The 23,578-nt window shown below is 67.6% G+C and carries 22 protein-coding genes and 2 pseudogenes; 14 read left to right on the top strand and 10 right to left on the bottom strand.

The window, feature by feature from the left end; all coding sequences use genetic code 11:
• Window positions 1-121 precede the first annotated feature (121 nt).
• From G3I17_RS15110 to uvrB, 5 genes are all read left to right on the top strand, one after another.
• Window positions 122-1,333 carry a PrsW family glutamic-type intramembrane protease gene (locus tag G3I17_RS15110; RefSeq protein WP_164596635.1) on the top strand — a complete coding sequence of 404 codons (1,212 nt, stop codon included), beginning with the start codon at window positions 122-124 and terminating at the stop codon, window positions 1,331-1,333.
• A complete protein-coding gene (locus G3I17_RS15105) occupies window positions 1,330-2,295 on the top strand; it encodes a hypothetical protein (protein ID WP_164596634.1) in 966 nt (321 codons plus the stop codon). Before G3I17_RS15110 ends, G3I17_RS15105 begins: the two co-directional genes overlap by 4 nt.
• A complete protein-coding gene (locus G3I17_RS15100) occupies window positions 2,292-3,275 on the top strand; it encodes a hypothetical protein (RefSeq protein ID WP_164596633.1) in 984 nt (327 codons plus the stop codon). The genes G3I17_RS15105 and G3I17_RS15100 overlap by 4 nt, the downstream gene beginning before the upstream one ends.
• A gap of 49 nt (window positions 3,276-3,324) precedes the next feature.
• The gene (locus G3I17_RS15095) at window positions 3,325-4,089 is read left to right on the top strand and encodes a hypothetical protein (RefSeq protein WP_164596632.1); all 765 of its coding nucleotides are present in this window, start codon (window positions 3,325-3,327) and stop codon (window positions 4,087-4,089) included.
• 88 nt (window positions 4,090-4,177) lie between these two features.
• Complete coding sequence (gene uvrB, locus G3I17_RS15090) at window positions 4,178-6,283, top strand: excinuclease ABC subunit UvrB (protein WP_164596631.1); 2,106 nt, start codon at window positions 4,178-4,180, stop codon at window positions 6,281-6,283.
• A gap of 249 nt (window positions 6,284-6,532) precedes the next feature.
• On the opposite strand, the gene G3I17_RS15085 is transcribed toward uvrB, so the two are convergent.
• On the bottom strand, window positions 6,533-7,462 hold the full coding sequence (locus G3I17_RS15085) for a nitrilase-related carbon-nitrogen hydrolase (RefSeq protein ID WP_164596630.1): 930 nt from the start codon (window positions 7,460-7,462) through the stop codon (window positions 6,533-6,535).
• A gap of 57 nt (window positions 7,463-7,519) precedes the next feature.
• Window positions 7,520-7,942, bottom strand: coding sequence for an MFS transporter (locus G3I17_RS15080; RefSeq protein ID WP_164596629.1), 423 nt, complete (start codon window positions 7,940-7,942; stop codon window positions 7,520-7,522).
• Window positions 7,943-8,301: 359 nt separating this feature from the next.
• On the opposite strand from G3I17_RS15080, the gene G3I17_RS15075 reads away from it, so the two are divergent.
• Together G3I17_RS15075 and G3I17_RS15070 are read left to right on the top strand one after the other, a co-directional pair.
• A complete protein-coding gene (locus G3I17_RS15075) occupies window positions 8,302-8,646 on the top strand; it encodes an MmcQ/YjbR family DNA-binding protein (RefSeq protein ID WP_203590207.1) in 345 nt (114 codons plus the stop codon).
• A gap of 274 nt (window positions 8,647-8,920) precedes the next feature.
• The gene (locus G3I17_RS15070; protein WP_164596628.1) at window positions 8,921-10,060 is read left to right on the top strand and encodes a TerC family protein; all 1,140 of its coding nucleotides are present in this window, start codon (window positions 8,921-8,923) and stop codon (window positions 10,058-10,060) included.
• A gap of 86 nt (window positions 10,061-10,146) precedes the next feature.
• On the opposite strand, the gene G3I17_RS15065 is transcribed toward G3I17_RS15070, so the two are convergent.
• The 3 genes from G3I17_RS15065 to G3I17_RS15055 are packed head-to-tail and all read right to left on the bottom strand — an operon-like array spanning window position 10,147 to window position 12,907.
• Window positions 10,147-11,034, bottom strand: a complete 888-nt coding sequence (locus G3I17_RS15065) for an NlpC/P60 family protein (protein WP_164596627.1) — start codon at window positions 11,032-11,034, stop codon at window positions 10,147-10,149.
• On the bottom strand, window positions 11,031-12,098 hold the full coding sequence (locus G3I17_RS15060) for a dipeptide epimerase (RefSeq protein WP_164596626.1): 1,068 nt from the start codon (window positions 12,096-12,098) through the stop codon (window positions 11,031-11,033). The genes G3I17_RS15065 and G3I17_RS15060 overlap by 4 nt, the downstream gene beginning before the upstream one ends.
• The gene (locus G3I17_RS15055; protein WP_203590206.1) at window positions 12,095-12,907 is read right to left on the bottom strand and encodes a serine hydrolase; all 813 of its coding nucleotides are present in this window, start codon (window positions 12,905-12,907) and stop codon (window positions 12,095-12,097) included. Before G3I17_RS15055 ends, G3I17_RS15060 begins: the two co-directional genes overlap by 4 nt.
• 50 nt (window positions 12,908-12,957) lie before the next feature.
• Between G3I17_RS15055 and G3I17_RS15050 the strand changes: the two genes are divergently transcribed.
• From G3I17_RS15050 to G3I17_RS15040, 3 genes are read left to right on the top strand one after another with little or no spacing between them, the layout of a single operon-like run.
• Complete coding sequence (locus tag G3I17_RS15050) at window positions 12,958-13,905, top strand: cobalamin biosynthesis protein (RefSeq protein ID WP_164596624.1); 948 nt, start codon at window positions 12,958-12,960, stop codon at window positions 13,903-13,905.
• On the top strand, window positions 13,896-14,576 hold the full coding sequence (locus G3I17_RS15045; protein WP_164596623.1) for a phosphoglycerate mutase family protein: 681 nt from the start codon (window positions 13,896-13,898) through the stop codon (window positions 14,574-14,576). Before G3I17_RS15050 ends, G3I17_RS15045 begins: the two co-directional genes overlap by 10 nt.
• Window positions 14,567-15,523, top strand: coding sequence for a DUF3500 domain-containing protein (locus tag G3I17_RS15040; protein ID WP_164596622.1), 957 nt, complete (start codon window positions 14,567-14,569; stop codon window positions 15,521-15,523). The genes G3I17_RS15045 and G3I17_RS15040 overlap by 10 nt, the downstream gene beginning before the upstream one ends.
• Window positions 15,524-15,545: 22 nt before the next feature.
• Here G3I17_RS15040 and G3I17_RS15035 read toward each other — a convergent pair whose 3' ends face one another.
• A complete protein-coding gene (locus tag G3I17_RS15035) occupies window positions 15,546-16,286 on the bottom strand; it encodes a class I SAM-dependent methyltransferase (RefSeq protein ID WP_164596621.1) in 741 nt (246 codons plus the stop codon).
• A gap of 130 nt (window positions 16,287-16,416) precedes the next feature.
• Between G3I17_RS15035 and G3I17_RS15030 the strand changes: the two genes are divergently transcribed.
• From G3I17_RS15030 to G3I17_RS15020, 3 genes are all read left to right on the top strand, one after another.
• Complete coding sequence (locus G3I17_RS15030; protein WP_164596620.1) at window positions 16,417-17,037, top strand: dihydrofolate reductase family protein; 621 nt, start codon at window positions 16,417-16,419, stop codon at window positions 17,035-17,037.
• A gap of 63 nt (window positions 17,038-17,100) precedes the next feature.
• Window positions 17,101-17,670 carry a sigma-70 family RNA polymerase sigma factor gene (locus G3I17_RS15025; RefSeq protein ID WP_164596729.1) on the top strand — a complete coding sequence of 190 codons (570 nt, stop codon included), beginning with the start codon at window positions 17,101-17,103 and terminating at the stop codon, window positions 17,668-17,670.
• Complete coding sequence (locus G3I17_RS15020; RefSeq protein ID WP_164596619.1) at window positions 17,667-18,326, top strand: hypothetical protein; 660 nt, start codon at window positions 17,667-17,669, stop codon at window positions 18,324-18,326. The genes G3I17_RS15025 and G3I17_RS15020 overlap by 4 nt, the downstream gene beginning before the upstream one ends.
• A 118-nt stretch (window positions 18,327-18,444) precedes the next feature.
• Here the strand turns inward: G3I17_RS15020 and G3I17_RS42105 are convergent, their stop codons facing one another.
• From G3I17_RS42105 to G3I17_RS15005, 3 genes and pseudogenes are all read right to left on the bottom strand, one after another.
• Window positions 18,445-20,466 carry an AAA family ATPase gene (locus G3I17_RS42105; RefSeq protein WP_203590205.1) on the bottom strand — a complete coding sequence of 674 codons (2,022 nt, stop codon included), beginning with the start codon at window positions 20,464-20,466 and terminating at the stop codon, window positions 18,445-18,447.
• Between the two features lie 131 nt (window positions 20,467-20,597).
• A pseudogene (locus tag G3I17_RS15010) lies at window positions 20,598-21,269 on the bottom strand (histidine kinase dimerization/phospho-acceptor domain-containing protein); the annotation flags it as partial.
• Window positions 21,262-21,953, bottom strand: a pseudogene (locus G3I17_RS15005) (response regulator transcription factor). The pseudogenes G3I17_RS15010 and G3I17_RS15005, both read right to left, overlap by 8 nt.
• 87 nt (window positions 21,954-22,040) lie before the next feature.
• Here G3I17_RS15005 and G3I17_RS15000 point away from each other — a divergent pair.
• A complete protein-coding gene (locus tag G3I17_RS15000; protein WP_164596618.1) occupies window positions 22,041-22,646 on the top strand; it encodes a M15 family metallopeptidase in 606 nt (201 codons plus the stop codon).
• Window positions 22,647-22,650: 4 nt separating this feature from the next.
• On the opposite strand, the gene G3I17_RS14995 is transcribed toward G3I17_RS15000, so the two are convergent.
• Window positions 22,651-23,547 carry an AraC family transcriptional regulator gene (locus tag G3I17_RS14995; protein WP_343238312.1) on the bottom strand — a complete coding sequence of 299 codons (897 nt, stop codon included), beginning with the start codon at window positions 23,545-23,547 and terminating at the stop codon, window positions 22,651-22,653.
• Between the last annotated feature and the right edge of the window lie 31 nt (window positions 23,548-23,578).

Raw genomic sequence — 23,578 nt, 5'->3', positions numbered from 1 at the left:
GAATCCTGGCCCAGCTGTACGAGAATCTGTCCGGGTTCGCCCGGCCTGAGGCCCGGCCGACCTGACCACCCCTCGGCGCGCGCCCCGCGCCGGTCCGCAAGCCCAAGGTTGGGAGGATGGCGTGGAGTGTCCGCGCTGTAGCTCTGACGTTCCCGAGGTCTCGCACTTCTGCCATCACTGTGGCAACGATCTGCAGTCCGGGGACGCTCAGCGCAAGAAGGCCTATGCCGCCCGGCCGGACGAGCCGGTCGCGTCGTTCAAGCTGGTCTCGACGATCATGCCGCAGGGCGCGGGCCGCCAGCCGTACACCTACCGCGTCGCGCTCGGCATCGCCTTGCTGCTGACCGTGGTGACGGCCGCGCTGGGCGCGCTGCCGGTCGCGATCATGGTGGCCGCCTTCGCCATCCCGATCGTCTACATCCTCTACCTGTACGACGTGAACCTCTGGGAGGACGAGCCGATCCCGGTCGTCGCCGCGGCCTTCGTGCTGACCGGCGTACTGGCCGCGGTGTTCACCTGGTTGTGGTCCGACAAGATCAGCCTGTCGACCGACCTGGTCGGCGGCAACCCGGGCGGTCCGTCCGGGCGCGACCTGTTGATCCTGATGCTGCTGGTACCGGTCGTCTCGGAGCTGATCCGGCAGATCGGCCCGATCTATCTGGCTTCGCGGCCCCGGTACGACGACCTGATGGACGGCTTCACCTTCGGCGTGGTGGCCGGTGTCGGGTTCGCCTGCTTCGAGACGCTGGTGCTCCACTGGGGCTGGATCAGCGGCGGCTTCGCCGGGCCGGGCAGCAGCGCCGGGACGTGGATCTCCGTAGTACTGCTGCAGGGTTTCGTGAAGCCGCTGATCTACGGCTCGGCCACGGGTCTCGCCGTCGCGGAGTTCTCCGGGCTGGGCGAGAAGTACGACGGCTTCACGCCGCGGTGGGTGTTCGGCCTGATCCAGGCGATGGTCGTCAACGCCCTGTTCCAGGGTGGGGTCTACCTGCTGGGCTTCGTCGGCGGGCACGGCTCGACGGTCGGCGCCATCCTCGGGGTGGCCTGGGGGCTCGTGCTGCTCGGCGCGCTGATCATTCTGGTCCGGACCGTCCTGCACAAGGGTCTGCTGGAGGCGGCCCTCGAGTCCGCCGCTCGCGGTGGCTCGAACCACGCCTCGGGCGAGCTGGCGTTCTGCTCGCGCTGTGAGATGCCCCTGCTGCCGCACTCGGACTTCTGCTCCGCCTGTGGCAACTCGGTCCGGTCCGTGCCGAAGTCCGAGCGCGGAGTGGCAGCGCAGGGGAGTGCGCCGGCCGCCGGGTTCGATGGGACGACCGGGGAGACGCAGGCATGAGCAACCAGCAACCGCCGTACGGCCAAGGTGGACAGGGCGGCCAAGGCGGCCGGCCAGGTCAGCCGCCGTACGGAGGCCAGCCGGGTCAGCAGTGGCCGCAAGACCAGCCGAGCTACGGTCGACCGCCACAGGGGCCGCCACCTGGCTATGGGCAGCCGGGGCAGCCTGGGCAGCCGCCGTACCAGGGTCCGCCTCCGCAGTACCCCGGCCAGCAGCAGCCGCAGTACCAGGGACAGCAGCCGCCGCAGGGGTACCCGCAGCAGCAGGGCTACCCGGGGCAGCAGTACCCCGGCCAACAGCAGTGGGGTCCGCAGTACAGCGGTGGTAGCAGTGGCAAAGGCCCGAACGCGATCCTGCTGCTCGCTGGTGGAGGTCTCGCCGCAGTAGCTGTCATCGGTGTCGTGCTGGCGCTCCTGTTCAGCGGTGGTGACGACAAGAAGGTCGAGCCACCTGTGCCCGTCACACCGACCAGCACACAGCCGAGCAACGAGCCCAGTACGCCGGTTGAGGACAAGGGCATCGACGTAGCCCAGGGTGTCCGGGTGACGCCGGCTCCGGGCTACCTGCGCAAGCCGCTCGACAAGTACACCGGCGTCTACCTGCTCAAGGGTGGCGAGGCGTACTTCATGGTGAACGCGTTCAAGCCGGGCCCGGGCGAGACCTCGGCGACGGAGCTGCAGGAGCTGCTCGCGGCCGAGACGAAGAGTCTGGGCCAGCTCAAGAAGAACGAGCCGGTGGAGGTCACCCCCACCGGCGGCAACGTCAAGTACATGACCTCGCAGAGCTACAGCGCGGTGTCGACGACACAGAACGGCACCCTGAACGTAATCGGCCTGGTCGGTGTCGTCGAGCGCAAGGACGGCGTACTGACTGTCATCCAGGTGTACGGCCGCAAGGACAAGGCAGACGCTGTCCAGAAAGCCGTCGCCGCGATGCTGGATTCGGTGATCAAGAGCCAGTGAACGGAAAGCGCGACAAAAACCAAGGTCCACGCAACCCCTGGGTCCGCAAGACCGACGCCGAGGAGGAAGCAGACAACCCCACCCCGGAGCCGGACCTTCCGCCGTCCCCGTGGTCCCTTGAGGTGCCGGCCCGGCCACCGTCCCCCTGGGACACACCAGACGCCGGTACTACGCCTGGCGCGGGTAGCCCGGGCGACAAGGCTGACCCCGCTCCCGGTACTGCGGGCTCGGCGCCATCCACTTGGGGTAGTGCCGGCGCGGCTGCAGGTGGACCCGCGGCGGGCGGCGCCGGAGTACAGGGTGCTGGTGAGGCCGGTGCGCCCTGGGGTGAGCGAGTGGGGCCACCGTCTCTGCGGCGGCCTGAGCCGGTCAAGAAGAAGGGGTTCAAGCTCCCTCCGGTGGTGATCCCGATCGTCGCCGGTCTGGCTGTCGTGGTGCTGGTCGCTGTGGCCTTGACCCTGCTCACCGGGGGAGACGACAAGGCCGACCCCGGCCCGGTGCAGTCGCTTACGCCGACACCGTCGTACACGCCACCCGCGAACGCGCTGCCCGTCCAGTTCGGCGTCTCGCTGGTACCGGCGCCGGGCTGGACCCTCCTCGCGAAGGAGACCAACGGCAAGCAGGTGATCAACTACGGAGCGAACGGCGCGCCCCGGGCGTACTACTGGGTCCGGCAGAAGCAGAACGTCACCGCGAACGCCTTCGCGCTTGGCATCGTCGAGGGCGCGACCAAGGACCGGATCGCGCAGCTCGGCAACATGCGGAACCTGGAGTGCCCCAAGGACGTCTTGGTGGAGTGCGTTGCGCTCTCCTACACCCTCACCCCGTCGCCGGGGGCCACGATCAAGGGCGATGTCGAGGTGTACCGGCGCAAGGACGGCGTGGTCACCGCGCTGGACTACCAGGTCACGCCGGACTTCGCAGCGACCGCCGATGCCGCTGTGGCGACGATGAAGCAGTCCGTCATCGCCAGCCTTTGACGTCCGAACAAACACTGCCTAATCCCATGGCACACCGCGAGGGGCGATCATGAGTCAGCCGTACGGAACTCCGCAGCAGCCGCCGGCCCAGGGCGGCTGGGGTCCGGGTCCGGCTGGGCCACAGCTCCGGACGAAGGCCAAGTCGTCGAAGACGTCGTGGATCGTGATGGGCGGTGCCGTACTCGCGGTGCTGCTGATCGCGGTCGGCGTGGTGCTCCTGGTCAGCGGCGGCGGCAAGGACGAGGGCGGGACGCCGGTGGCCGACGACTCCATCACGCCGGATCCCGTCGGCACACTGTTCACGCCGGAGCCGACCAAGGCGCCCAACACCAAGGGACCGAACGACGTCGGGATCGAGGTCGGCAAGGGCGTCTGGTTCACGCCGGCGAAGGGCTGGCTGCAGGGGCCGGACAAGACGATCTCCGGGAAGTACTGGATGCTGCAGGAGTTCAATCACCGTGGGCTCATCGACGGTTACTTCTGGGTCCGGCAGACGCAGTTGTACGACGCCAAGTCGTTCGCCGAGCACCTGGTGGACATCGAGTCGAACGGGTTCGAGAACGTCCGGATCGGTAAGGGCGTCGTGGTGGAGTGCGCGATTCCCGCGCTGAAGGCCTGCTACTCGATCGGCTACACCGCCGACGTGCCCTCGACGAAGGGGAAACTGCTGCCGTTCCGCGGGTTCGTGACGGCGTACCAGGACCAGTTCGGGCAGGTCACGGCGACGGACGCGGGGCTGGAGTCGCGGGTCTACGACCGGCGGGTCAACGAGCTGATCGCGATGAACAACTCTGTGGTGAAGAGCTACTCCTAGGCCGTTTTGTCGCCCGTTGGCGGGGTCCGGCCGTCCGCTGTTGGCGGATTTTCGGAAACTGTCGGCGGTGCGCCGTACGGTGGTTGTCATGAGACAGGTCACCGATCTCCAGCGTATGGTCGCGCCCCTCAAGGTCGTGTCCGACTTCGATCCGGCCGGCGACCAGCCGGCCGCGATCGCCGAGCTCGAACGGCGGATCAACGCGGGCGAGCAAGACGTGGTGCTGCTGGGCGCCACGGGTACCGGTAAGACGGCGACGATGGCATGGCTGGCCGAGAAGATCCAGCGGCCGATGCTGATCCTCCAGCCGAACAAGACGCTGGCCGCCCAGTTCGCGACCGAGCTGCGGCACTTCTTCCCGGAGAACGCGGTCGAGTACTTCGTCTCGTACTACGACTACTACCAGCCCGAGGCGTATGTCCCGCAGACGGACACCTACATCGAGAAGGACTCCTCGATCAACGAGGAGGTCGAGCGGCTGCGGCACTCCGCGACCTGGTCCCTGCTGACCCGGCGCGACGTGGTCGTGGTCGCGACCGTCTCGTGCATCTACGGCCTGGGTTCAGCCGACGAGTACTTGAACCGGATGATCCACGTGAAGGTCGGCGACGAGATGGACCGCGACGGTCTGCTCCGCAAGCTGGTCGGCGTGCAGTACGCGCGCAACGACCTGGCCGGCACCCGTGGCACCTTCCGGGTCCGCGGCGACACGCTCGAGGTCTTCCCGGTCTACCAGGAGCTGGCCGTCCGGGTGGAGTTCTTCGGTGACGAGATCGAGCGGGTGATGACGCTGCACCCGCTGACCGGCGAGATCCTCAGCGAGGAGACCGAGCTCTACATCGGTGCCGCGACGCACTACGTGACCGCGCCCGAGAAGATGGAGCGCGCGATCACCAGCATCGAGGCCGAGCTCGCGGAGCGGCTGGCGGAGCTGGAGCGTGGCGGGCAACTGCTGGAGGCCCAGCGGCTGCGGATGCGGACGACCTACGACATCGAGATGATGCGGCAGATCGGCACCTGCTCCGGCATCGAGAACTACTCCCGCCACACCGACGGACGAGAGACCGGGACGGCGCCACACTGCCTGCTGGACTACTTCCCCGAGGACTTCCTGCTGGTGATCGACGAGTCGCACGTCACCGTGCCGCAGATCGGCGGGATGTACGAGGGCGACATGTCCCGCAAGCGGACGCTGGTCGAGCACGGGTTCCGGCTGCCGTCGGCGATGGACAACCGGCCGCTGCGCTGGGAGGAGTTCCTGGAGCGGATCGGCCAGACGGTCTACCTGTCGGCGACCCCGGGGCAGTACGAGCAGGACAAGTCGGACGGCCACGTCGAGCAGATCATCCGGCCGACGGGTCTGATCGACCCCGAGGTGATCGTGAAGCCGACCAAGGGCCAGATCGATGACCTGATCCACGAGATCCGGCTGCGGACCGAGCGCAACGAGCGGGTCCTGGTCACCACGCTGACGAAGAAGATGTCGGAGGACCTGACCGACTATCTGCTCGAGATGGGCATCCGGACCAGGTATCTGCACAGCGAGGTGGACACGCTGCGCCGGGTCGAGTTGCTCCGCGAGCTGCGGATGGGCGAGTACGACGTACTGGTCGGCATCAACCTGCTGCGGGAGGGCCTCGACCTGCCGGAGGTGTCGCTGGTCGCGATCCTGGACGCGGACAAGGAAGGCTTCCTGCGCTCGGGCCGCTCGCTGATCCAGACGATCGGCCGCGCCGCCCGGAACGTGTCCGGTGCGGTCTTCATGTACGCCGACAAGATCACCCCGTCGATGGAATTGGCGATCGACGAGACCAATCGCCGCCGCGCCATCCAGGTCGAGTACAACACCGCGCACGGCGTCGACCCACAACCGCTGCGCAAGCGGATCGCCGACATCACCGACATGCTCGCCCGCGAGGACGCCGACACCGCCGAACTCCTCGGCAACGGCCGCACCCAATCCCGCGGCAAGGCCCCGGTCCCCGGCGGCGGCAAACTCAAGGCCGGCGAAAAGGCAAGAGAACTGGCCGGCGGCCTGCCATCCTCAGACCTGGCCGACCTGATCCAGCAACTCACCGACCAGATGCACAACGCAGCCGCCGAACTCCAGTTCGAAGTAGCCGCCCGCTACCGAGACGAAATCTCAGAACTCAAAAAGGAACTCCGCCAAATGGTCAACGCCGGCGCCAAGTAGACCCCACCCCGCTGCCGGAGCGGCGCAGCCCGCACAGACCTGACCCAGCTGCTTTCACCCGCTGGTCGGGTGGGTTTGCCTGGAATGTGCGGCTGCGGGTGGAAGCTATCTGTAGCTGACGGCGAGGTTGGCGGCAGCGGGGGCGGCGTACCGGGCATCGCCGCGGGCTCGCGGGTTTCGTCGTCGGGCGGTGGGGAGGCGCCGATCGAGTTGGTGGGGGTCGCGCTCGACCACGTGCTGCCCCGGGGATCAGTCGGTGCGGGTGACTGTGTGTTGGGGGGATTCGTTGACGGTGAGGGTGAAGATGTCGGGGCGGCTGTAGTGGCCGACTGGGTCGAAGTCGAGGAATGAGCGGTCGCGGTCGGTCAGGTCGAGTTCGGCCAGCAGGACGGTCTCGCCGGCGCGGGCGGGGCCGGTGAGGATCTCGCCCAAGGGGGAGATGATCGTGCTGCCGCCGTTGATGAGGACGGTGTCGGGGGAGTCGCCCTGGAGGGGGTGGACATCCGCCGGGAGGTCGGCGCGGGTCAGGTACTGGTTGGCGCTGATCACGAAACACCGGCCTTCGAGGGCGATGTGGCGCATCGTGGCCTGCCACTGGTCGCGGTCGTCGACGGTGGGCGCGCACCAGATGTCGATGCCCTTGGCGTACATGGCCTGTCGGAACAACGGCAGGTAGTTCTCCCAGCAGATGGCCGCGCCGAGTACGCCGTACTCGCTGCGGACGGCCGGCATCGTCGAACCGTCGCCCTGGCCCCAGAGATAACGTTCGGCCGCGGTCGGCAGGAGCTTGCGGTGTTTGGCGACCAGCCCGGCGGCTGAGGTGAAGAACAGTGCGGTGCAGTACAGGGTGCCGCCGTCGCGTTCGATCACGCCGATGACCAGGTCGACGCCGAGCTGACCGGACAGCTCTGCCAGCTGTGCGGTCTCAGGGCCCGGTACGGCGATTGCAGCCTCGCGATAGCGGCGGAAGAGCTCCCGGCCTTCCGCAGTCCGCGACCCGACGGTCACCCCGAAGTCGACTCCCTTCGGGTACCCGCCGACGAACGCCTCCGGCAGTACCACCAACCGGGCGCCACCGGCGGCGGCCTCGCGGATGAAGTGCTCACCCTTCGCAAGCGTCGCGGGCGTATCGAAAAGAACCGACCCAGCCTGAACAGCAGCAACGACAACTGAAGCCATGCCCCGGAGCGTACGCGGCGGCCGCGTGCTCAGCCGGGAGATGTAGGTGACAAAAAGTCAGCCACCATCTGCGGCTGCCCGAGGAGCCGGGGTCACTTCGATTCTCCGCAGCGATGGCAGGAGCAGGGGTAGCAGCATGGCTACCGCCAGCAGCGCTCCGCCCGCGACTGCGACAGTTGCGGTGCCGAAAGCCGCCGCCAGGAACGGGACTGACAGCTGCCCGAGCGGAATCGACGCGAACGACCCGAACTCGTCGTAGGCGCCGACTCGGGAGAGCAGTCGTTCGGGGATGTGGAGGTGACAGACCGTCGACCAGACGACGGTGAAGAACTCGGCGGCCATCCCCGCGGCGAACGCCGCCGCGGCCAGCCAGAAGACATTCGCGCCGGTGCCGAGGAGGATCAGCGGTACGGCGGCGAGGGTCATCAAGGACAGCGCCCGCACCATCGGTCGCCGTACGGTCAGCTTCACCATCGCCACGGTGGCCAGGGTCCTGGTGGGTCAGGAGGACGATCGCCACCCCGGCCTGACTGACGCCGGCGCTGTCAGTGGCCTCGAGAACACCGAACGCCAGCGCGACGGGCGCCATCGCGCTGCCGGCCATGGAGATCGACCAGCCGGCGAAGAACCACCGGAAAGCAGGAGAACGAAGCGGCCGCCCGGGCGAGTCGCCTGTGCTGGATGCCGGCAGTCCATCGGTCCGCGATGGTTCGTGATCCCGACCTTGAGGCACCTCCGGTCCGGGCACAACCAGCCATACTGTCCGCTCCTGCGGAGTTCATCAAACAGGTTTCGCCCGGCCCCTGCTCTACTTGGACGATCAAGTCTGGAGGAGACAGATGAGATTGACCGGAGCTGACGTGCTGGAGCACTGCCTGGGCAAGGCAGGGGCTTGGCAGGACGAGCCTTGGGAGGGCGACGTGGTCGCGAAGGTGGGGGACAAGATCTTCGCGTTTCTCGGCTCTGGCGGTGCGGTCGGGGTCAAGTGCGGGAGCAATCGCGAGGAGGCCGATGAGCTCGTCGGCACCTATCCGGACGACGTCAGCAAGTCGGCGTACATCGGGCGATCCGGCTGGAACACCGTGCGGCTCGGCGGGTCGGTGCCCGATCAGGAGATCCTCGAACTCGTCGACGCCTCGTACGAGACGATCGTCGCGAAGCTGCCGAAATCGAAGCGGCCGTAGCTCTACCCGTGATCAACCTGACTACTCAGGCAAGATATTCCCGTCGCTCGACGTGATCATTCCGACAGGCGGGATCGGCGCGCTCGATTTGGAAACTTGGACATCGACCGGCGAGAATAGGGCCATTGAAGGGGAGTATTCCTTTCGCGGCGGTATCGTCATCACGGTCAAGGGTTCGTCCCCGCGCCCGGTGCCGCCGGCCAGGCCCGACTGATCGAGCCAGGCGGAAGAGACCTTCGGAGTCCGATATTCGTCTGAGCTCCGGAGGTTTCCTGTGCATATTGCCGACTACGTCTGGTACATCACTGTCGGGGTGCTGCTAGCACTCCTGGCCTTCGATGTCTTCATCATCGGCCGTCGCCCGCACGAACCGACCACCAAGGAATCGGCGCGGGCGATCACCTTCTACGTCTCGCTCGCCGTCGTCTTCGGGCTCGGCGTCTGGGTCTTCTCCGGCGGCGAGTACGCCGGCCAGTTCTTCGCCGGCTGGCTGACCGAGTACAGCCTCAGCGTGGACAACCTGTTCATCTTCCTGATCATCATGGCCAGGTTCCAGGTGCCCAGGAAGTACCAGCAGACGGCGCTGCTCGTCGGCATCATCCTGGCGCTGTTCTTCCGCGGCATCTTCATCGCCGTCGGCGCGGCCGCGATCAACGAGTTCTCCTGGGTCTTCTACCTGTTCGGCGCGTTCCTCGTCTACACCGCGATCCACCTGGCCAAGCAGGGTGAGAACGACGACGAGGACTACAAGGAGAACGCGGTCATCCGGTTCGCCAAGAAGCGGCTGAACGCGACCGACGAGTACAACGGCGTCAAGCTGACGGTGCGCAAGAACGGCAAGCGCCTAGTCACCCCGATGGCGATCGTCATCATCGCGCTCGGTACTACGGACCTGCTGTTCGCGCTGGACTCGATCCCGGCGATCTACGGTCTGACGCAGGAGCCGTTCCTGGTCTTCACCGCCAACGTGTTCGCGCTGATGGGTCTACGGCAGCTGTACTTCCTGCTCGGCGACCTGCTGCGGCGGCTCGTGTACCTGTCGCTCGGACTGTCGGTCGTGCTCGCCTTCATCGGCGTGAAGCTGGTCCTGCACGCGATGCACGAGAACGAGTTGCCGTTCATCAACGGTGGCAAGCACATCGAGTGGGCCCCGGAGATCCCGATCTTGGTCTCGCTCGGCTTCATCATCGTGACGCTGGGCATCACCACGATCCTCAGCCTGCACAAGTCCCGCAACACGCAGTCCCAGCCGGCCGAGGTCGACACCGCGGACTCGACCGAAGCTGGAGCCGAAACCGCTACCCCGGCCAAGGCCGAGGCGGCGCAGGCCGGCGGCGGCGAGCTGGACGAAGCCACTCGCGCCGAACTGGACAACATCCAGGAGCCCGAGCAGACGAACTCCAAGAAGTCCTGACCAACTCAACCGGCGCCCGATCCCCCGAGGGGATCGGGCGCCGACTTGTTGTCGCAGAGCGCGCCCCCTGCCACGATTTCCGGCGGTTAACCGCCGAAATGGCGTGGGGTGAGGCGGGCGGTGGCGACCAGGGTTTGGCGGCGTTCGGGGAGGAGGGGTTCGTTCTCGAGGCGTTTGCCGGTTTCGGAGGCGTGGAGCATGCCTTGGGGGGAGACGAAGCCGACGTGGTGGACCTTCTTGCCCGGGCGGCCGAAGAAGTAGAGGTCGCCGGGGCGGGCTTCCTCGGTGGGGATGTGCTCCAGAGCCGCGCATTGGTCATGGGCGTCGCGGGGGAGCCGTTGGCCGAGTACTCGGTTGACGGCGTGTACGAGGCCCGAGCAGTCCAGCCCGTATGTCGACGTACCGCCCCAGAGGTAATCGAGTCCGAGGAAGAGCGACCCCAGGCGGATCCGGTCTTCCGGTACGGACGGGGAGTCGACCGGGCGCAATGCGTCATCCGCAAGCCACCCAGAGCCGCCGTCGGGCAGCGCCACGCGGGTGAACCCATCGGCGTGATCCACCGACGCCAGTACCGTCGCGAACGACAGGTCGGCCAGATGACCCGACCCGGGCTCAGCAAACAGCTCGGCAGTCGGCACAGTCACAGCAACCGGCGCAGTGGCGGCCTCCGGCAGCTCACCGAGATGGCTCGACGGCACCCAACCCGGATACCCGAGGTCGTCGGCCGAGGACGGCTGCCACGGCGCGATGATCTCGGACCAGCCGTTCCGCTCGGAGCGCACGAGCACCGGCTCGGCGAACAGCAACTGGGTCAGCATCCGGCCGTGCAGCCCCAACCGGGTCTCGATGTCCATCGCCTTGGCCCAAGCGGCGACATCAGGCTGAGCAGCGATCGCCGGAGCGTCGACATCGCGCGGTGCATCCGGTGAAGTCCAAACGGTGCTGACCGGAACTTTGTTGGAAACCAACTTCATGGGGTCAAGCCTGCCACGCCGAGCCCAGCGGCCGTCGGCAGGTGGATCACCGGGCCGTCGTACCGCACCCCACCGACGACCGGCGACTCCGCCAGCCACCACGCGGCGTCGAGGTCGTTGACGGCCGTCGTCGGGTACGCCGCGACGAGCGCCGCGGCCGCGCCGATCCCCACATGGCTCTCCATCATCGAGCCCACGATCGCGCCGAGCCCGTGCTCGCGCGCCAGCTCCAGCAGCGTCCGAGCCGGTCCGAGTCCGCCGCACTTGGCGAGCTTCACGTTGATCAGATCAGCCGCGCCGAGCCGGATCACCGCGACCAGGTCCCGTACGCCGTACACCGACTCGTCGGCCAAAATCGGCGTACTGACCCGGTCCGTGATCCACGCCATCCCCTCGAGATCGGCCGCGACGACCGGCTGCTCGACGAGCTCGATATCGCACCCGGCGTCCTCCAGAGCGCGGATCGCGTTCACCGCGTCGCGCCGGCTCCAGCCCTGGTTGGCGTCGAGGCGCAGGCGCGGATCCGGCCCGATCGCCTCGCGCACCCGGCGGACCCGGTGGAAGTCGGCCTTCGCGTCACCCGTGCCGACCTTCACCTTCAGCACGTCGAACCCGTCGGCGATCCGGTCGATCGCGGACGCCGCCAGCGCCTCGGGCTTCCCGACGGACAACGTCACGTCGGTCCGAACCGTGTCGACGGTGGACCCGAGGAAGCCGTGCAAGGTCTGCCCGCGACGCCGCGCCACCAGGTCGTGCAGCGCGACATCCACCGCTGCCTTCGCCCCGAAGTTTCCTTGCACGGCGCCCTGGATCCGGCGCAACGCCTCGGTGAAGTCGTCGGGCTCCAGGCCGTCCAGCGCCGTGGCGATGGGGCCTTCGACACAGGCCTGGGCGCCGGCGAGCGATTCGCCGGTCACCTTCCAGACCTGGGGCGCCTCGCCCCATCCGCTCAGCTCGCCGTCGCTGAGCTCGACGAGCAGGGAGTCGGCGCTCGTCGCAGTACGGAGCGCTGTGATGAAGGGGGTGTGCAGGGGTGCGGAGACCAGGTGGGTGGTGAGTTTCACCGGATCGCCTCCAGATCGTGTCGATGGGTCCAGACTTCGGCGGCGATCTGGGCGATCAGCTTCTGTGCCTCGGCGTCGGGCAGCTCGGAGGTCGTACAGACCACGAGTACGAACGCCTCGGCGTCGTCGGGATGGACGATGCCGCCGTCGTGCCGGATCCGGATGTCCCAGCCGTTCTTGTGCTCGACCCGGGTGCCCTCGGGCAGCAGTGCCGGGATCTCGCCGTTCCAGGTGTTGCCCGCGAGCAGGTCGCGGACGTAGTCGCCCGCGCTGCTCTTGTCGTTGCCTACCGCAACCAAGACGGCCGCGAGGTCGGCCGGGCTCATCAGGTTGCTGATCCCGGCGGCCTGCGCTGCCGCGTCGTCGATGCCGCGGCGGATCACGCTGGCGCCGGACCCGTACTCAGCCAGTACTGCGTTCGCCGCGGTCACGCCGGTCTGTTCCAGGACGAGGTCGGTGGCGAGATTGCTCGAGTTCGTGATCATCTCGGTCGCCAGCCAGTCGAGCGTGACCTGCTCGCCCATCGTGGTCCAGGTCGCGGGGGCTTCATCCTCGGCCGGGTTCACGCCGAACCGGCCGCCCGCCGCCGAGGCGAAGTCGTTGTGCACGGTGACCGGCTGGTCGAGCGCGAGCTCGCCGGCCTCGACCTTCCGCCTCATCGCGATCGCGACCGGCAGTTTCATCGTGCTCGCGGCGTAGTGCGTCCGCTCCGCGTCGTGCCGGAACACCGCGATCCCGTCGAGCCGCCCCAGCCAGACACCGAACTCGCCGCGCCCGGCGACCGCGCGCAGTTGGTCTGCAATTCCCATGATCGTCACCCTTCCACATAGAACTTGCCGGGCCTGGCAGACTTCGCGGAGTGTCCAGAGCAGTAGGTCTTCTCCTCGGCTTCGCCGCCGATCGCTGGTTGGGCGACCCACGCCGGTTCCATCCGGTCGCCGGGTTCGGGCAGGTGGCCGGGCGGCTCGAGACCAGCTTGTACTCCGATTCACGAGCAGCCGGTACGGCGTACGCGGGGGTGCTCGTCGGGGCGGTGACGGCGGGTGGCGTGGTCGCCGAGCGGCTGACGCGCGGCCGGCCGGTTGCGCAGACGGTGCTGACGGCGGCCGCGACCTGGGCGGTACTGGGCGGGCGGAGTCTGGAGCGCGAGGCTGAGGTGATGGCCGGGTTCCTGGAGGCGAAGGAGCTCGAGGCTGCTCGGGGGCGGTTGAGCTATCTGTGCAGCCGGGATGCGACCGACCTTTCGGCGGACGAGTTGGCTCGCGCAACGGTGGAGTCGGTGGCGGAGAACACGTCGGATGCGACCGTGGCGCCGCTGGTTTGGGGCGGGCTGCTCGGGATCCCCGGGCTGGTCGGGTATCGAGCGGTGAACACACTCGATGCGATGGTCGGGTACCAGTCCGCGCGGTACCGGAACTTCGGGTGGGCCTCGGCGCGGCTTGACGATCTGGTCAACCTGGGGCCGGCGCGCGCTTGCGCAGTACTGACTGGGGTGGTGTCCGGTCGGTTCGCTGAGTCGTGGCGGATCTGGCAGCGGGATGCGCCGCGGCATCCGAGCCCGAATGCGGGGCCGGTAGAGGCGGCCTTCGCCGGGGCGCTCGGGGTTCGGCTTGGCGGGACGAACACCTATGGCGACGAGGTGGAGGATCGCGGGACGCTCGGCGATGGGCTTCCGCCGGCGGTGGGCGACATCCGGCGTACGGCGTCGCTCGCCCGGCGCGTCTCCTACGCGGCGGCCGCGGTCGCGGCAATCCTGGCGTTGCGTCCGAAGCTGTTTCCCGGAGGAAAGGAGCGGACATGCATCTGACTCAGCGGCCGATGCGGATCGCGCTGATCCGGCACGGGGAATCCATGGCGAACATGGACAAGCAGATCTACGAGACGGTGCCCGACCACTCAGTCCCGCTCACCGCGCGCGGGCACGAGCAGGCTGCGGCGGCGGGCAAGAGTTTGGGCGAGCTGTTCGAGGGCGAGCCGGTGCGGGTCTACGTCTCGCCGTACCTGCGAGCTTTGCAGACACTCGACTCGCTCGGGCTGGACGATCTGATCGGGGTCGCCCGGGAGGAGCCGCGGCTGCGCGAGCAGGACTGGGCGAACTTCCAGGACACCGAGGACATCGTCCGGCAGGAGGCGCTGCGGGATTCGTACGGGCACTTCTTCTACCGGTTCACGCATGGCGAATCGGGTTCTGACGTGTACGACCGGGTGTCGAGTTTTCTGGAGACGATGCATCGCGACTTCGAGACGCCGGACTCGCCACGGAACGTGCTGCTGGTGTCGCACGGGCTGACGATGCGGCTGTTCTGCATGCGCTGGTTCCACTGGTCGGTGAAGTTCTTCGAGACGCTCCGCAACCCGGGCAACGCCGAGACACGGATCCTGCTGCGGCAGCCGGACTTCCGGTACAAGCTGGATCGTCCGTTCGAGCAATGGACTCCGCACACTCCGACTGAACGGGAGCGATCGGCATGGTTGTAGAACAGTCCAGCGTTGCGGCGGTCGAACTGCTGGGCAGCCTGAGTCCTGAGCTGCGGGCGAAGATCGTTGCACCGTTCGATACGCCCGATCATCAGGTATGGACGTACCTGCCGGGTGACCGTCCCGGTCTGACGCTGGGGGAGTTGTCGGTCGAGCAGCGGCGGCTCGCGATGCGGCTGCTGGAGATCGCGTTGAGCGAGCGTGGGCTGGCGGATGCGCGATCGGTGATGTTCGCCGAAGCGATTCGGCGGGGGCTGCCGCAGGCCGAGCCGGGCTCTTCGGTGGATGTCGGTTCTGAGCAGCGGTACTTCCTCCGGGTGCTCGGCGATCCGTCGGGCTTCGAGCCGTGGGCTTGGCGTCTCAATGGGCATCATCTGGCGTTGCATGTGACGTTCGTGTCGGGTGCGATCGGGTTCACGCCGCAGTTCTTCGGGTCGGAGCCGGCGACGGTGTTGTCCGGGCCGCATGCGGGGTTGCGGACGCTGCCGGCCGAGCAGGATCTGGGGTTCTCGTTCTTGGAGTCGCTGGAGGATGGGCAGCGGGAGCTTGCTGTTGTCTCCGACACGGCGCCGCATGACATTCTCACCCGCTTCGATCCTGTCGCCGACCCGAAGGTTTTGCTGCGGGGGCTGCCGTACGGCGAACTCAACCCTGAGCAGCGGCAACTCTTCAGCCTGCTGATCGGCCAGTACATCGGCCGCGCCTCGGGGCCGATCGGTCTGCAGACATGGCAGGACATCACGGAGCAGGGCATCGAACGACTGACGTTCGCCTGGGCGGGCGCGACCGAGCCGGGCGCCGGACACTACTACTCGATCGCCGGACCGACCTTCCTGGCGGAGTACGACAACACCCAGGACAACGCCAACCACATCCACTCAGTCTGGCGAGACCTCCGCAACGACTGGGCCACCGACATGCTCGCCGCCCACTACGCCGGCCATTGAGTACTACGTCGGCCACTGAGTACTACGTCGGCTTTTGCCAGACGGAGATGTGGCTTTCGCTGTCTGAGGTGAACGGGGTGCGGTTCCAGTCGGCGTACCGGGCCTCGAACTCGAGCCCCGCGAGTTGCGCCATCAGGTCGCACTCGGCCGGCCAGATGTAGCGGAAGTTGCCCGCGCCGTACCGGGTGGTGCCGTCGGTCTTGTGCGAGTAGTGGTGTGACGTGCACGCCTGCGTCGCCAGGTCGTATGTGTCGAAGATCAGATGTCCGTCGTCGCCAAGGGTCATTGGAACAGCCGACTGGCCGGGAGGCATCCGCCGGATGGCTGGGACCCACAGCTCGATCACGAATCGCCCGCCAGGCTTGAGATGCCGGGACGCGTTGCGGAAGCACTCGACCTGCTCGGCCTGGGTGCGGAGGTTGGAGATGCTGTTGAAGACGAGATAGACCAAGTCGAACTCGCCCGCAACGCGCGTGGTGGCCATGTCGCCCACCACCACAGGCATCGTCGCTTCGTCGACCTTCTGCCGCAGTTGAGCCACCATCGGCTCGGACAGTTCGATGCCGGTCACGGCGACGCCGCGGGCCGCGAACGGGAGGGCCACGCGGCCAGTACCGATCGCGAACTCCAGCGCCGCACCCGACCCGGCGAATCCCGCGAGGAAGTCGACGGTCGGGTCGAGCACCTCCGGATTGAACATCCCGGCGGACGACGCGTCGTACTGCGTCGCAGTGTCCTCGTCCCACACTTCGCTACTGGTCATCGCCGATAGCCTGCTGAAACCGGCCCGCCCCTGTCCACTTCTTTTCCGGTACTTCGGCAGGCGAGGTCAAAACCGGTTCGGCGGTTCCGACCGGGTGGTGAAGGCAATCACACGAGGCAGGAGACAGGTCATGGCGAAGGTACGCGTTCACAACTTCTCGATCACGCTGGACGGGTTCGCGACCGGGCTGAACCAGCGGCTGGACGCGCCGTTCGGCGACGGGATGGAAGGGCTGCACGACTGGATGTTCGCCGCGATGGAGGACGGCGCGACCGGCCTCGACGCCGAGCGGGCGGCGCGCTGGAACGACAACATCGGCGCCACGATCATGGGCCGCAACATGTTCGGCCCGCAGCGCGGCCCGTGGGAGGACGAGTCGTGGACGGGCTGGTGGGGCCCCAATCCGCCGTACCACCACGACACCTTCGTCCACACCCACCACCTGCGCCCGGACCTCCCGATGGAAGGCGGCACCACCTTCCACTTCACCGACGACCCGGTCGAAAAGGTCCACCAGCAGGCCTTGGAGGCAGCAGCCGGCCAGGACATAGTCGTCGGCGGCGGCCCCACAACAGTTCAGCGGTACCTGCGCGCCGGCCTGATCGACGAACTCAACCTGGCCATCGTCCCCCTCCTGGCCGGCGCCGGCCTCCGCCTCTTCGACAACCTGGGCGACACCTTGGCGCAGTACCGGATCACCGAACACCTCAGCTCCCCAGCCGTCACCCACGTCCAGCTGACCCGACGCTAGGGAATTCCGCCGCGCGGGATGAAAGAACTCGGGGTGTGCCGGACAGGTGGGAGTGTGACTTTCATGGTCGGGCGAGAGGATGTGCGGGTGCGCGAGGCTCGCTTCGAGGCGTTGGTCCGGGTGGTGGCGGGGCCGGTGCAGCGGTATCTGGTGCGGCGGGCTGATGCGGATGCCGTTGAGGATGTGCTGGCCGAGACGATGGTGGTGTTGTGGCGGCGGATTGATGATGTGCCGGGGTTGGGAGACGGTACTGCGGTCGATCCGGATGAGGTGCTGCCGTGGTGTTACGGGGTTGCGCGGGGGTGCCTGGCTAATGCCCGGCGGGCCGATGGGCGTCGGCTGCGGCTCGTGGAGAGGCTGACCCGGACCGCGGTTGAGTTGCCGGCAGCAAGTATTGACCACTCCGAGCTGTATGACGCCTTGCGCAGCCTGGGGGAGCTGGATCGCGAAGTGGTGATGTTGTGGGCCTGGGAAGGGTTGGCGCCGAAGGGGATCGCGGAGGTGACCGGGTTGACGCCGAACGCCGTCAGCATTCGGTTGCATCGGGCAAAGAAACGGCTGGCCGTTCTGCTCGGGCGAAAGAACGAGACCGCTGCCGGACAGGAACTGGGCAAAGAAGGGAGCGAGCTGTGAACGACGACGAATTGCTGGCCCAGCTGAGGGCCGCCGACCCGGCGCCGCTGTCGAACGCTCCCGAGCCCGACATCGACCGCCTCCTGGAGGCCACCATGAGCACCGAGACCGACGCCCGACCCGCCCCCGAGACGCCGGACGGAAGCCCCCGCGGAAGCCGCCGCCGTTGGCTGCCTGCTGTCGCCGCCGGAGTGCTGCTCGCGGCCGGCGGCCTTGTCTGGGGCCTCACCGCCGGCCAAGGCGACAACCACCCGGTAGCCGGTGCACCGACAGCCACCACAAGCACAAGTACGACCCCGAGCCCGGCGACCGACCGGCCACTCAAGCTGACCGTCGGAGATGGCGCCGCCGGCAAATGCAGGGCTGTGGAGGTGGCTGACCTCCGCCGGTTGCAGACCGCCTTCGCAGGCACCGTCACCGCGATCCAAGGCGAACTGGTCACCCTGAAGGTCGACCACTGGTACCGCGGCGGCACCGCGACGACGGTCGAGGTCCAGTCCGACGCCGACGCCGTCACCACCCTCCTCGGCGTCGAGTTCAAGGTCGGCGGCACCTACCTCGTCACCGCCACCAACGCCCAGGTCAGCATCTGTGGCGAGAGCGGTCCCGACAGCCCTGAGCTCCGCGACCTTTATCAGAAGGCCTATGCGGGCTGAGCGAAGGGGGTTGTGTGCCGAAGGACAGGACATGGTCCGCAAAGCGGCCCTGGTGCCGGCTGGTTCACGCTCAGGAGATCGGGCCGACCAGCACTATGTCCTGTCGTTCGGGACGGCCTCAGGTGCCGGGCCGCTGGAGGAGGTAGTCCTCGGCGCGCATGGAGGTGGCCGGTTTGATGTCCTCGGGGAGGAGTTCGCGCAGGTCGCGCTCCGTCAGGCTGTCGGGATCGCGCAGAGCGAGTCGGTTCGCCTGGTTGGAGATGGACTCCTCGAGGACGTTGCGGATGAACCGGCCGTTGCCGAAGTTGTGGCCGCGGGGTGCGGCCGGGATGATCCGGTGCACCATGGCCAGCACCTCGTCGGTGTAGATCATCCCCTTCTGCCGGGCCTGGAGCTCGAAGATGGCGACGAGTTGGTCGGTGTCGTACTCGGCGAACGACAGCAGTTTCGGGAACCGTGAAGCGAGCCCCGGGTTCGAGTCCATGAACCGCTGCATCTCCCGGTGGTACCCGGCGACGATCACGACGCACTCGTCGCGGTTGTCCTCCATCATCTTCAGCAGCGTGGCGACGGCTTCGAGCCCGTAGTCGCCCGGGTTGCTGTCCGGTACCAGCGTGTACGCCTCGTCGACGAACAGCACCCCGCCGAGCGCCTCGCGGAACTTGGCGGTCGTCATCGGCGCGGTGGTACCGACGCCGGACCCGACCAGGTCGGACCGGTCGACCTCGACCACATGCCCCTTCTTCAGCACCCCCAGCTGCTGATAGATCCGGGCGAGCAACCGCGCGATGGTGGTCTTGGCCGTACCGGGCTTGCCGACGAACACCATGTGCCGGGCGCGCTCCTGGGTCGGCAGCCCGAACTCCTTGCGGCGCTGGTTGGTCTTGATCTCGGCCACCATCCGCCGGACCGACTCCTTGACCGACTCCAGCCCGACCAACGCCTCCAACTCGGCTAGCGCGTCATTCCGATCGACCACCGGCTCCGGTACCACCAGCGCCGACCCATCGACCTCCGGTACGTCGACCACCGGCGTGGGTTCAGCGGCAACCACAGGCTCAGCGACAACCACAGGCGCGACAACTGGCAGCGGATCAACAGCGACCGCCGCGCGTTCACCATCGAGGAGCTCGAAGAAAGCCCCCAGGTCAGGAACCTCCGGCTCCGGCCACGGCCCGTTCTCGAGTACTACGGCCAGCTCGACCGACACCCGAGTCGCGGCGGCAACCCAAGACCGCGCCAGCACCCGCTGGTCCCCGGCGATGGCCCGCCCAAGCCACTCGGTATTGCGCCCCAGCCAGCCCTGCACATCGAAGCCGGCCCTGAGCTCAGCCAGCGCGTTCTCGACATCCCACCCGGCAACGCCAAGGATCTGCCCCACCGCGGGAGGCTGACCGCCAAGCCCACTAGCCCGAATCAGCCGAGCCAGCACCCGTGCGAAGTCGGGAGCATCACCATCCGCAACCACCGCCGACAGCTCGCCATGCGCATCCCGCAGCGCATCGAGCGAATACCGCAACGCCGCCGACGAACCACCCAGCTCCGGCAGTACTGCGCGCTCCGCGTCGCTGAGTACCGCGGTCCGCCAGAACTCGGCGATCGTCTCGTAGTCGGCAGCGACATGCATCCGGGTGGCCTCCCGGTCACCCAGCACCCGGTCGAACGCGGTGGTCAGCGCCTGCGCGCGAGCCGCCATCGGCGGAGCATCGACGAACAGGCTCACCACATCGCGAGACAGCTGCAACGCTTGCCGACGGCCTTCTTCGTTGAACCCGCGCGCGCCGGACACCGCCTGCAGCGGCCAGTCCGTCTCCGCGACCCGGACCAGATGCCCGCCACCGCCGAAGCGAACCGGCGACCGATGGAAATCCCGGGTCAGTACGGCCGCGATATCGGCGTACTCGCCGTGAAGCACCGGAATCCACCCGGTCAGCAACGGCGCGACCTGGTGGGTCAACCACACCGCGGCGGGCGTCCCGTCGACGAACTCCGGAAAGGCGCCCGGCCGCAACGCCCGCGGATCGTCGGCCCACGCGCGCAGCCGCCCGCGAACCCCGGCAAGCCACTCGTCCGGTACCTCCCACGGCCGGTCGGCAGCGAGAACGTCGAGCACCCGCGGTCTGGGGGAGTGCTGAGCCACAGAAATCCTTTCGAGCCACAGGGACCACTTCGGGCGCTCACCGCGCCCGCCCACTTTAGTGCGTCCCCGGCCGACGACGGGTATCACGGTCTATGGCTGTGGGCCGGACGAAGCCGTTCTGTTCTCGGCGAGGGGAGAAGGGTTTCAGCGGCTTCTTCCGCCGTCAGGGAAAGGTCGACCTGCTCGCGGGTGAAGGACCGGTGGTTGGCGCGGCTGAGCAGGAGAAGTGCTTCAGTGAGGTCGATCGCCCGGTTGTTGACGTACTGGAGGCGGTCGACGAGCTCACCGCTGTCGACCTTCGGATCTTGGTGGGCGACGTCGAGAAGGGTCTGCGTGATCGCCAGTGGGGTGCGCAGTTCGTGGGAGGCGTTGGCTGCGAATCTCTGCTGTTCGGCGTCGTGTGCTTCGAGCTGCGCCAGCATGGTGTCGAAGGCGTCGGCGAGATCGCGGAACTCGTCCTGGCGTCCTTCCAGCTGGATCCGGTGGGAGAGTGAGCCGTTCGTTGCCAGGCGGGTGGCATTGCTGATGCGGGTCAGCGGCGCGAGCATGCTGCCGGCCAGCATCCACCCGCCCAGCAGGCCGAAGATCAGCAGGAGTGCCAGCATCAGGGCTGCCTTCGGGGCGAAGGCGGCCAGCAGGTCGGCGCGGTCGGGGATCATCATCGTTTCGACGATCACGTCGGGTACGTACCGCAGCAGGAAGAACCACACGACTGCGAGCAGGCCGACTCCGGTGAGCATGACCACCCCCGCATAGCTGAGGGTGAGCTTGAGGCGAACGCTCGTACCGGGCGCCCTATCCACGATCGCCTTCGGCCTGCGCGGTGCCGGCCGTGTCGATGCGGTAGCCGACGCCGAGCACGGTGGCGATGATCCACGGTTCGCCGAGGCGTTTGCGCAGTGCCGAGACCGTGATCCGCACCGCGTTGGTGAAGGGGTCGGCGTTCTCGTCCCAGGCTCGTTCCAGCAGCTCCTCGGCGCTGATGATGCCACCCTCGGCGCCGACGAGAACCTCGAGCACGGCGAACTGCTTTCTGGTCAGCGCGACGTAGCTGCCGTTGCGTACACCTCCCGGCGGAACGGATCCAGCCGCAAACCTGCGATCTCCCGCACGGGCGGCCGGTTGAGCGTGCGCCGGCGGTCGAGCGCTCGGAGCCTCAGTGCGAGCTCTCGCAGCGCGAACGGCTTGGTCAGGTAGTCGTCGGCGCCGAGCTCGAACCCGGAGGCCTTGTCGTTGAGCCGGTCGGCGGCGGTGAGCATCAAGATCGGCATACCGCTGCTGGAGGCAACGATGTGTTCGGCGATCTCGTCGCCGGAGGGCCCGGGAATGTCGCGGTCGAGAACGGCGATGTCGTAGGCGTTGACGCTCAACAGCTCCAGCGCCGTATCGCCGTCACCGGCGATGTCAGCCGCGATCGCCTCCAACCGCAATCCGTCGCGGATGGCTTGGGCCATCAGGGGCTCGTCCTCGACCACCAGCACACGCATGCTCTTCATGCTACGAGTCGGTACCTATCGACGGCGTATCAAAAAACACCTACGAGCCGGCAACACCGCGGCGCCTTGGCTTGCAGCATGAGTCGAACCGCACCAGCACCGACATCGTCCCGCCGGCTCCCCGTCCTTGGCCTGATCGCCGTCACCGCCGCGCTCATCGGGATCCTCTTCTTCCGGTCGGTGGTGTCATCGGTCAGCGAAGGCCTTCGGGGCGACCACGGTGGTACCACTGCAGCGGCCGACGGTGGCCTGCCCGACGGGGTGACGGTGTTCGATGACCGGTATCCCGGCGTGACGAACCTCGACGCCGGGCTACTCCAGGCCCTGCGTACCGCTGCGACGGATGCCGCTGACGACGGAATCGAGTTCTACGTCAACAGCGGCTGGCGTTCCCCGGAGTACCAGAATCAGCTTCTTCGGGCGGCGGTCTCGAAGTACGGCTCGAAAGAGGAGGCTGCCCGTTGGGTGGCCACGGCGGACACGTCTCCGCACGTGGCGGGGGAGGCGGTCGACATCGGGCGCTCCACTGCGACCGCGTGGCTGTCCGATCATGGCGCCGAGTACGGGTTGTGCCAGATCTACCGGAACGAGCCCTGGCACTACGAACTACGCGCCGGTGCGATCGCTCGTGGTTGCCCACGGATGTACGCCGACCCCACCCAGGACCCGAGGACGCAGCGTTAGCGCACTAGCCGTTCGCTGCGGGCGGATGGCCGGTGTCGGCTGATGGCGGTACGCCGAACATGCGGCGGTACTCGCGGCTGAACTGGGACAAGGAGTGGTAGCCGACGCTGTGGCCGACTCGCCCGATGTCGTCCGGCGTGGTTAGCAGCGCGAGCCGGGCATGCTGGAGCCGGAGGGTCTTCTGGTACTGGAGGGGGCTCAGGCTGGTGCTGGCGCGGAAATGCCGATTCAGCGTGGAGACGCTGGCGCCGGTCCTGTTCGCCAGGTCCTCGATGCTGAGTGGCTGGTCGAAATGTTCCTGGATCCAGCGGACCGCGGTCGCGACCAGGGTGACGCCGGAGTCGGCCAGGCCGACCTGCCGGACGAGGTTTCCCTGCGGTCCGGCGAGCAGCCACCAATGCACCTCGCGAATGATGCCGGGAGCAAGGATGCGGTAGTCGGCCGGATTCCGGTGCAGGAGAAGGAGCCGTTCGATCGCGGCCAGCAGTTCGTCGCCGGCATCGCTGATGGCCAGTGCGAGGCCGGTCTCGGTGCCAATGCGGGGAGTACGGCGGTTGGCGCCCTCGGCCTCGAGCAGCAGTTCGGCGATCAACGCGGGTTGCAGCGGCATCCCGAAAGCGACGAACGGCTCGGTGGAGGAGGCCTGGGTGATCCTCGAGACGAGCGGCAGGTCGACGGTGACGACCAGGAACTGCCCGGCGTGGTATTCGTAGACCTGCCCGCCCAGTACCGACTGCTTGGTCCCTTGGAGCACCAGAGCGAGCGTCGGCTTGGTGGTTCCGTTGAGCGATTGAGTGGTGGTTGGCTGGCGGTACAGCGACATGCCGTCGATCCAGACCGGCGTACCGGCCTGGGGTGCCATCGAGGCGACCAGCTCGCGTAACGAAGTCAACCGGCTCACCACCCCAGTGAACCAGGCCCGCGCCCGATCC

Source organism: Streptomyces sp. SID13031 (assembly GCF_010548305.1).
Classification (GTDB): Bacteria; Actinomycetota; Actinomycetes; order Propionibacteriales; family Kribbellaceae; genus Kribbella.
This window is presented reverse-complemented; position numbering and strand designations above follow the sequence as displayed.

Coding starts and splice junctions, on each gene's coding strand:
- G3I17_RS15075 (WP_203590207.1), top strand. CDS start 8,302: ATGAGATTGACCGGAGCTGACGTGCTGGAGCACTGCCTGGGCAAGGCA.
- G3I17_RS15095 (WP_164596632.1), top strand. CDS start 3,325: ATGAGTCAGCCGTACGGAACTCCGCAGCAGCCGCCGGCCCAGGGCGGC.
- G3I17_RS15105 (WP_164596634.1), top strand. CDS start 1,330: ATGAGCAACCAGCAACCGCCGTACGGCCAAGGTGGACAGGGCGGCCAA.
- G3I17_RS15025 (WP_164596729.1), top strand. CDS start 17,101: ATGGTCGGGCGAGAGGATGTGCGGGTGCGCGAGGCTCGCTTCGAGGCG.
- G3I17_RS15000 (WP_164596618.1), top strand. CDS start 22,041: ATGAGTCGAACCGCACCAGCACCGACATCGTCCCGCCGGCTCCCCGTC.
- G3I17_RS15065 (WP_164596627.1), bottom strand. CDS start 11,034: ATGAAGTTGGTTTCCAACAAAGTTCCGGTCAGCACCGTTTGGACTTCA.
- G3I17_RS15030 (WP_164596620.1), top strand. CDS start 16,417: ATGGCGAAGGTACGCGTTCACAACTTCTCGATCACGCTGGACGGGTTC.
- G3I17_RS15055 (WP_203590206.1), bottom strand. CDS start 12,907: ATGGGAATTGCAGACCAACTGCGCGCGGTCGCCGGGCGCGGCGAGTTC.
- G3I17_RS15035 (WP_164596621.1), bottom strand. CDS start 16,286: ATGACCAGTAGCGAAGTGTGGGACGAGGACACTGCGACGCAGTACGAC.
- G3I17_RS15085 (WP_164596630.1), bottom strand. CDS start 7,462: ATGGCTTCAGTTGTCGTTGCTGCTGTTCAGGCTGGGTCGGTTCTTTTC.
- uvrB (WP_164596631.1), top strand. CDS start 4,178: ATGAGACAGGTCACCGATCTCCAGCGTATGGTCGCGCCCCTCAAGGTC.
- G3I17_RS15045 (WP_164596623.1), top strand. CDS start 13,896: ATGCATCTGACTCAGCGGCCGATGCGGATCGCGCTGATCCGGCACGGG.
- G3I17_RS15040 (WP_164596622.1), top strand. CDS start 14,567: ATGGTTGTAGAACAGTCCAGCGTTGCGGCGGTCGAACTGCTGGGCAGC.